Source organism: Siccirubricoccus soli (assembly GCF_024178315.1).
Lineage (GTDB): Bacteria > Pseudomonadota > Alphaproteobacteria > Acetobacterales > Acetobacteraceae > Siccirubricoccus > Siccirubricoccus soli.
This window is the reverse complement of sequence record NZ_JAMZIK010000227.1, coordinates 1-7,073: the sequence shown is the minus strand read 5'-3', so window position 1 is coordinate 7,073 and position 7,073 is coordinate 1. Positions and strand designations below refer to the sequence as shown.

Annotated in this window: 8 protein-coding genes; 6 read left to right on the top strand and 2 right to left on the bottom strand. The window is 72.4% G+C overall.

All coding sequences use genetic code 11. The features are described 5' to 3' along the window. The coding region (locus NJ376_RS26980) for a penicillin-binding protein activator (RefSeq protein WP_252956458.1) at positions 1 to 586 on the bottom strand (586 nt) is incomplete at its 3' end. Between NJ376_RS26980 and rsmI the strand changes: the two genes are divergently transcribed. Both rsmI and NJ376_RS26970 read left to right on the top strand, forming a co-directional pair. Continuing rightward, positions 571 to 1,497: a 16S rRNA (cytidine(1402)-2'-O)-methyltransferase gene (gene rsmI, locus NJ376_RS26975; RefSeq protein WP_370288713.1), complete on the top strand. Its 927-nt coding sequence runs from the start codon at positions 571 to 573 to the stop codon at positions 1,495 to 1,497. The genes NJ376_RS26980 and rsmI overlap by 16 nt on opposite strands. A gap of 212 nt (positions 1,498 to 1,709) precedes the next feature. After that, on the top strand, positions 1,710 to 2,144 hold the full coding sequence (locus tag NJ376_RS26970) for a DUF6481 family protein (protein WP_252956456.1): 435 nt from the start codon (positions 1,710 to 1,712) through the stop codon (positions 2,142 to 2,144). Positions 2,145 to 2,403: 259 nt separating this feature from the next. Here NJ376_RS26970 and hemW read toward each other — a convergent pair whose 3' ends face one another. Beyond that, positions 2,404 to 3,555 carry a radical SAM family heme chaperone HemW gene (gene hemW / locus NJ376_RS26965; protein WP_252956455.1) on the bottom strand — a complete coding sequence of 384 codons (1,152 nt, stop codon included), beginning with the start codon at positions 3,553 to 3,555 and terminating at the stop codon, positions 2,404 to 2,406. A gap of 150 nt (positions 3,556 to 3,705) precedes the next feature. Between hemW and NJ376_RS26960 the strand changes: the two genes are divergently transcribed. From NJ376_RS26960 to metK, 4 genes are all read left to right on the top strand, one after another. Then, positions 3,706 to 4,083 carry a rhodanese-like domain-containing protein gene (locus tag NJ376_RS26960; RefSeq protein ID WP_252956454.1) on the top strand — a complete coding sequence of 126 codons (378 nt, stop codon included), beginning with the start codon at positions 3,706 to 3,708 and terminating at the stop codon, positions 4,081 to 4,083. 169 nt (positions 4,084 to 4,252) lie between these two features. Beyond that, on the top strand, positions 4,253 to 4,660 hold the full coding sequence (locus NJ376_RS26955) for a PRC-barrel domain-containing protein (RefSeq protein WP_252956453.1): 408 nt from the start codon (positions 4,253 to 4,255) through the stop codon (positions 4,658 to 4,660). 224 nt (positions 4,661 to 4,884) lie between these two features. Next, on the top strand, positions 4,885 to 5,625 hold the full coding sequence (dapB, locus tag NJ376_RS26950) for a 4-hydroxy-tetrahydrodipicolinate reductase (protein ID WP_252956452.1): 741 nt from the start codon (positions 4,885 to 4,887) through the stop codon (positions 5,623 to 5,625). Between the two features lie 184 nt (positions 5,626 to 5,809). Then, positions 5,810 to 6,997, top strand: a complete 1,188-nt coding sequence (metK, locus tag NJ376_RS26945) for a methionine adenosyltransferase (protein ID WP_252956451.1) — start codon at positions 5,810 to 5,812, stop codon at positions 6,995 to 6,997. Positions 6,998 to 7,073 lie beyond the last annotated feature (76 nt).

Below are 7,073 nucleotides of genomic sequence, written 5' to 3'. Positions count from 1 at the left end.
GCTTCGCCCGCAGCGCGCCGGCGAGGCGGCGGCCGAACTCGTCATCCGGCGCCAGCAGCCCGATGCGCCGCGCGCCATCCGCCGCGGCGGCGCCGGCCATGCGCTCCGCCTGTTCGCCCGGCGTCATGCCCAGCACCCAGACGCCGCCGCCGCCCTGGTCGGCATCCGAGGTGAAGGCGATGAGCGGGGCATGGGCGTTGCGGGCCGGGCCGGCGGCGGCGGCGGTCTCGTTCAGGGTCAGCGGCCCGGCCAGGGCCCGGGCGCCGGCTGAGAGCGCGCTGCGGGCGGCCTCCGCCGCGCCGGCCGGGGTGCCGCCGGTGTCGCGCGGCAGGAATTCGATGCCGGGATCCGCCTGGTCGAACAGGGCCAGCTGGGCGGCGTTCAGCATCGCCTCCCCCAGCGGCTTGTTGGCGCCGGAGAGCGGGAGCAGAAGCCCGACGCGGCTGCGCGGCACCTCCTGCACCAGCGGCGCGGCGGGCGGCGCATAGCCCGGGGCGGCGATGCGGGGGGCTTGCGGGGCGCAGGCGAGCAGCGGCAGGAAAGCCAGCAGGGCAAGGACGGGCGGGCGGGATGACGGAACAGGCAAGCGATCCTCCTGACGACCCGGTGGCCGAGAACCAAGCGGCCGAGAGGCCTGCGGTGCCGACGGCCCATGCCACCGGACTGACCCTGGTGGCAACGCCCATCGGCCATCTCGGCGACCTCTCCCCCCGCGCTCTCGCTGCCTTGAGGGAGGCGGATGCGGTCCTCTGCGAGGATAGCAGGGTAACCGGGGCGCTGCTGGCGCGGCATGGCGTTTCCGTGACGCTGATCCCGCTGCACGAACACAATGAGGATGCCCAGACCCCCCGGGTGCTGGCGCGGCTGGCGGCGGGGCAGCGGGTGGCGCTGGTCTCCGATGCCGGGACGCCGCTGGTCTCCGACCCCGGCTACCGGCTGGTTCGGGCGGCGATCGCGGCCGGGCTGCATGTGACGGCGGTGCCTGGGCCGAATGCGGCGGTGACGGCGCTGACCCTCTCCGGCCTGCCGCCGCATCCCTTCCTGTTCCATGGCTTCCTGCCGGCCAAGGGGGCGGCGCGGGCGGCGGAGATCGGCCGGCTGCGGGCGGCGGAGCGGGCCGGGCTGCGGGCGACGCTGATCTTCTACGAGGCGCCGCACCGGCTGGGCGAAATGCTGGAGGCGCTGGCCGAGGGATTGGGCGCCGACCGCCCGGCGGCGGTGGCGCGGGAGCTGACCAAGCGCTTCGAGGAGGTGCGGCGGGCGTCCCTGGCCGAGCTGGCCGAATGGTATGGGCGGGAGGCGGCGCGGGGCGAGGTGGTCGTCGTCGTCGGGCCGGCGCCGGAGGAAGCGGCGCCGGAGGAGGAGTTGGAGGCCCGGCTGCGGGCGGCGCTGGCGGCGGGGATGAGCCTGCGGGATGCGGCGGCGATGGTGGCGGAGGCGACGGGGCTGCCGCGGAAGCAGGTCTATGCGCGGGCGCTGGAGATGGGGCGGGGGTAAGGAAACAGGCGGCGGGCGGGAACGCCACCGGAAAGGGGAGGCAGGACCACGGACTCGCCTCTGGACCCCGCCAGGGTGGCGGCACTGCTGCCCAGCGCCTCCCCGGTGTGAGTTCCAGGCCGGTGGGTTGAAGCTGCCGCCTCGCCGAGGAAAATCCTGCCAAATCTAGCTTTGCTCTATGCAAGAGAAGTATTAGATGATAAGCGGCGCTCATGCGTTCTTATGAAAACGACAACTTCAATAATCGTCTGAAGGCGGCATCGGCTTCGAAACAGGCCATTCTGGAGAAGTTCCGGGCCCGGCCGGCCGCGGATGACCCCGCGGTTCTTGAGCAGCAGGCGGCCCGCAAGGCAACCGCCGAGGCCCGCGAGGCGCGCGCCGCCGAGCGCAAGGCGGCCCGCGCCGCCGAGGCGGAAAGGCTGGCCGCCGAGCAGGCCGCCCGGATTGCCCGCGAGGCGGAAGAGGCGGCCCGCAAGGCGGCCCTGGAAGCCGAAGAGGCAGCGCGCCAGGCGGCCATGGAGGCCGAGACCCGCACCCGTGCGGAGATCCTGGACGCCGAGAAGAAGGCCCGCGCCCTTGCCCTGGCCGCCGAGCAGAAGGCGGCCCGCGATGCCCGCTACGCCGCCCGCAAGGCCCGCCGCGCCTAGAGCAACATCCGATCAGGTGGCATCACCTGAGCGGATGTCTTGCTCTGGAAAACGTAAGATCCAGAGCAGCCTCCGACCTGATGGATCACGCCATGATCCCAGGTCGGAGGCTGCTCTGGCGCCTGTCCGCGAAGCTCCCTGGATCTTCAGCGAGCGGAGCGGAGAAGCTGGCCAAAATAATGGCGAAAATACCCGGTCAGGTGGAGTCGCCTGACCGGATTTCCGTGCCTCCCCCGTGCAGGTGAGCGCCGGGCGCCCCTCACCGCAGCAGGACGGGCAGCATCGCGTCCAGCCGCATCCGCCCCTCATCGGTGGCCCTGAGCCGCCCCTCCTCCATCCATTCCAGATAGCCCTCGTCCAGGCAGGCGGCGAGCATCGCCGGGTCCACCGCCTCGGCCAGGCCGAGGCTGCTGCGCGCCAGGAGCCGGGCCGGGTCCACGCCCTCCGCCAGCCGCAGCCCCATCAGCAGCAGCTCGCGCGCCCGGTCCTGCGGTGCCAGCGCCTCCGCCTCCACCCGGCCATGGCCGTCGCGCTCGACGCGGGCGAGCCATTCCTCCGGCGCGCGGTGGCGGCGCTCGGCCCAGAGGCCGTCGGCGAGGGTCAGCCGCTGATGCGCGCCCGGGCCGATGCCGAGATAGTCGCCATAGCGCCAATAGGTGAGGTTGTGCCGGCTCTCGGCGCCGGGCTGGGCGTAGTTGGAAACCTCATAGGGCGCGAGGCCGAAGCGCGCCGCTTCCTCCACCGTCGCCCGGTAGAGCCGCGCCGCGTCCTCCTCTCCCGGCAGCACGAAATCGCCGCGGGCATATTGGGTGGCGAAGCGCGTCCCCGGCTCGATGGTGAGCTGGTAGAGCGAGAGGTGGTCGGCGGCCAGCGCCAGGGCCTGGCGCAGCTCGGCGCGCCATGCCGCCTCGCCCTGGCCCGGGCGGGCATAGATCAGGTCGAAGGAGAGGCGGGGGAAGGTGGCGCGGCCGCTCTCCAGCGCCGCCACCGCGTCCGCCGCGCTGTGCTGGCGGCCGAGGAAGCGCAGCGCGTCCGCCTCCAGCGCCTGGATGCCGAGGGAGAGGCGGTTCACCCCGGCGGTGCGGAATTCGCGGAGCTTCGCCGCCTCCACGCTGGTGGGGTTGGCTTCCAGGGTGATTTCGAGATCGTCCGGCGCGTCGAACAGGCGCTTCGCATCCGCGATGAGGGCGGCGGCCGTCTCCGGCGCCATCAGGCTCGGCGTGCCGCCGCCGAAGAAGATGCTGCGCAGGGGGCGGCGGCCGGCGCGGGCGGCTTCGGCTTCCAGTTCCCGCCGCAGGGCGGCGGCGAAGCGGGGCTCGTCGATCCGCTCCCGCACATGGGAGTTGAAGTCGCAATAGGGGCACTTCGCCTTGCAGAAGGGCCAATGGATGTAGAGGGCGAGGGGCTCCATCCCGCGCATATAGGCGGCGCGGCGGTCCGCCGCATGTCCCGCCGGCCCGCCGGCCGCCGGCGCTGCCGCTGGGCGGTGCCGGGAGTGTGGCCTGCGGCCCGATCCGGGCTAGCCTGCCCCTCCCGACCATCCGGGAGAGGAGACAACGCCATGCCCACCACGGTCCAGGACATGCTCGCCGCCGCCAACGCCGCCGTGCCCCGCATCTCGGGCGCCGAGGCCAAGGCCCTGCAGGAGTCCGGCCAAGCGGTCTTCATCGATCTGCGGGAGCCGGCGGAGATCGCCGCCTCCGGCAAGGTGCCGGGGGCGCTGGCCATTCCGCGCGGCCTGCTGGAATTCCGCGTCGATCCCCACAGCCCGCAGCGGGACCCGAACCTGGCCAAGCCGGTGGTCGTCACCTACTGCGCCTCCGGCGGCCGCGCCGCGCTCGCCGGCAAGGTGCTGCAGGAGCTCGGCTATGCCGATGTCCGCAATCTCGGCGGCTTCAAGGACTGGGTGGAGGCCGGCGGGACGGTGGAAAAAGCCTGAATCGCCGGCGCCGGGCCGACTCGGACGGGGAACCGGGGCAGGGCTCCGTCGTTCTTGGGGTGGCCGCCGCACTTCCCCCCCCAGACGGCGGCCCTGGCAGGCGGTGGCGCGGATCAGGTCCCAACCGCGCCGCCGCCCGCCCCCCCTTCCATCCCTGACGGAGCCTTTCATGCCCGACACCTCGGTCGTCGCTGCCGGCCCTGTGCCCATCGAGGAAAGCGCGACCCTGATCGCCGCCGAGAAGGTCAGCGGCACCCCGGTCTTCGACCTGGAAGGCAACAGCCTCGGCCATGTCGAGACGGTGATGCTGGACAAGCGCGCTGGCCGCGTCGCCTACGCTGTCCTGGCCTTCGGCGGCTTCCTCGGCTTCGGCGAGAAGCTCTACCCGCTGCCCTGGTCGGTGCTGACCTATGACGTGGCGCTGGGCGGCTACCGCGTGGGGCTGGACAAGGCGAAGCTGGAATCCGGGCCGAGCTTCACCGCGGCCGAGGCCCCGGATTGGGGCGACCGCGCCTGGGGCGAACGGCTGCATACCCATTACGGCCAGCGCCCCTATTGGGAGGGCCTACTTATTTGAGCCCCACGACGGCGCTGCGCGCCGCCGCGGGGACCCCGGAAGCGCTGGATCACTGACGCCTCGCACAGCCCGCCCCGGCAAAGCCGTGGCGGGCTTCGGGCGATCCGGTGGCGGCCACGCGCTGAGGGCCCGGCCAGGCGCGGCCCGGGGCTGAAAACCCACCGGGTTGCGAGGCTGGGCGAGGGGAGGCATGACGGGCCCTGAACCTTAGGGGGGAGGGGGCCATGGCCATCCGCATCGGCATCGCCGGCATCGCCGGCCGCATGGGCAAGCTGCTGGCCGAGGAAGTGGCCGCCGCCGGCGCGGCGCGCGCCGGGGGCAGCAAGCGCGGGGACGACCCCGCCGCCCTCTTCGCCGCCAGCGACGTGGTGATCGACTTCACCCACGCCTCCGCCGCCATCCCGCATGCAAGGGCGGCGGTCGCGGCCGGCAAGCCGCTGGTGCTCGGCTCCTCCGGCCTCTCGGCGGAACAGGAGGCGACGGTGGCCGAGGCGGCGCGGCAGGCGCCGATCGTCTACGCCGCCAATTTCGCCCCCGGGGTGAACCTCTTCCTCGCCATCGCCGAGCGCATGGCCGCCGCCCTGCCGGCTGAGCAATACGACGCGGAGATCGTCGAGATGCATCACCGGCAGAAGGTGGATGCCCCCTCCGGCACCGCCGTCGCCCTGGGCCGCGCAGTGGCGCGGGGGCGCGGCACCAGCATGGAGGAAGCCGGGATCGAGAGCGGGCGGGACGGCCATACCGGCCCGCGCAAGACCGGCGCCATCGGCTTCGCCGCGCTGCGCGGCGGCCAAGTGGTGGGGGAGCACAGCCTGCTCTTCGCCGCTGCCTCCGAGCACATCATCCTGACGCATAAGAGCTTCGACCGGCGGGTCTATGCCACCGGGGCGGTGCGGGCCGCGCTCTGGCTGCAGGGGCGGGCGCCGGGGCTGTACGACATGAAGCATGTGCTCGGCATGGGGTGAGGCGGCGTCCGGGCGGGATTTCCCGTCCCGGCTGCGGCTTTGCCGCGGGATTCACGTACCGTTTCGCAGCTTCGGGCCACTCTCGCCTTGACCCCCCACCCCCTGGCTGCGAAACAGCGCCACCCCATCCGGGGGCAGCCAGCCGGGGCGACCGGCTCTCCGCGACAAGAGGCCGAATCACGCCATGCGCGACAAGGGTGAATACCTGTTCACCTCGGAGAGTGTCTCCGAGGGCCATCCGGACAAGGTGGCGGACCGCATCTCCGACACCGTCCTCGACGCCTTCCTGGCTGCCGACCCCTATGCCCGCGTCGCCTGTGAGACCCTGGTGACCACCAACCGCATCGTGCTCGCCGGCGAGGTCCGCGGGCCGGATGCGGTGCTGTTCAGCCTGGAGGAGAAGGTCCGGGCGGCGGTGAAGGACATCGGCTACGACCAGGAGGGCTTCTCCTGGCGCCATGCCTCCTTCGAGAACCATCTGCATGGCCAGTCCGCGGACATCGCCATGGGCGTGGACGCCGCCGGCAACAAGGACGAAGGCGCCGGCGACCAGGGCATCATGTTCGGCTATGCGACGAACGAGACGCCGGAGCTGATGCCGGCGCCGCTGACCTATGCGCACCAGATCCTGCGCAAGATGGCGGAGTACCGCCATGCCGGCGACAAGCGGGCGAAGGGCCTGCTGCCGGACGCCAAGTCCCAGGTCACGCTGCGCTATGTCGATGGCCGCCCGGTCGGCGTCACCTGCGTCGTCGTCTCCACCCAGCACGAGGAGGGGATGGAGCAGGCGGAGATCAAGGAACTGATCCGCCCCATCGTGCGCGAGGTGCTGCCCAGGGGCTGGGAGGTGCCGGAGGCGGAGTTCTACGTGAACCCGACCGGCAAATTCGTCATCGGCGGCCCGGACGGCGATGCCGGCCTCACGGGGCGCAAGATCATCGTCGATACCTATGGCGGCGCGGCACCGCATGGCGGCGGCGCGTTCAGCGGCAAGGATCCGACCAAGGTCGATCGCTCCGCCGCCTATGCCGCGCGCTACGTGGCGAAGAACGTGGTGGCGGCGGGGCTCGCCGATCGCTGCACCATCCAGGTGTCCTACGCCATCGGCGTCTCCAAGCCGCTCTCGGTCTATTTCGACCTGCACGGTACGGGCAAGGACGTGGACGAGGCGAAGCTGGCCCGGGTGGTGCAGGAGGCGGTGAACCTCTCGCCGCGCGGCATCCGCGAGATGCTGCGGATGAACCGCCCGATCTACGTGCCCACCAGCGCCTATGGCCATTTCGGCCGGGTGCCGGACCAGGCGAAGGACAGTTTCACCTGGGAGCGCACGGACATCCTGGCGCCGGAGCTGAAGCGCGCCTTCGGCCGCTGATTTATTCCCTACGACACCGCTGCGCGGCGTCGTGGGGGGCCGGGGGCGCTCCTGCCCGGGGCGTCGCACCGCCTGT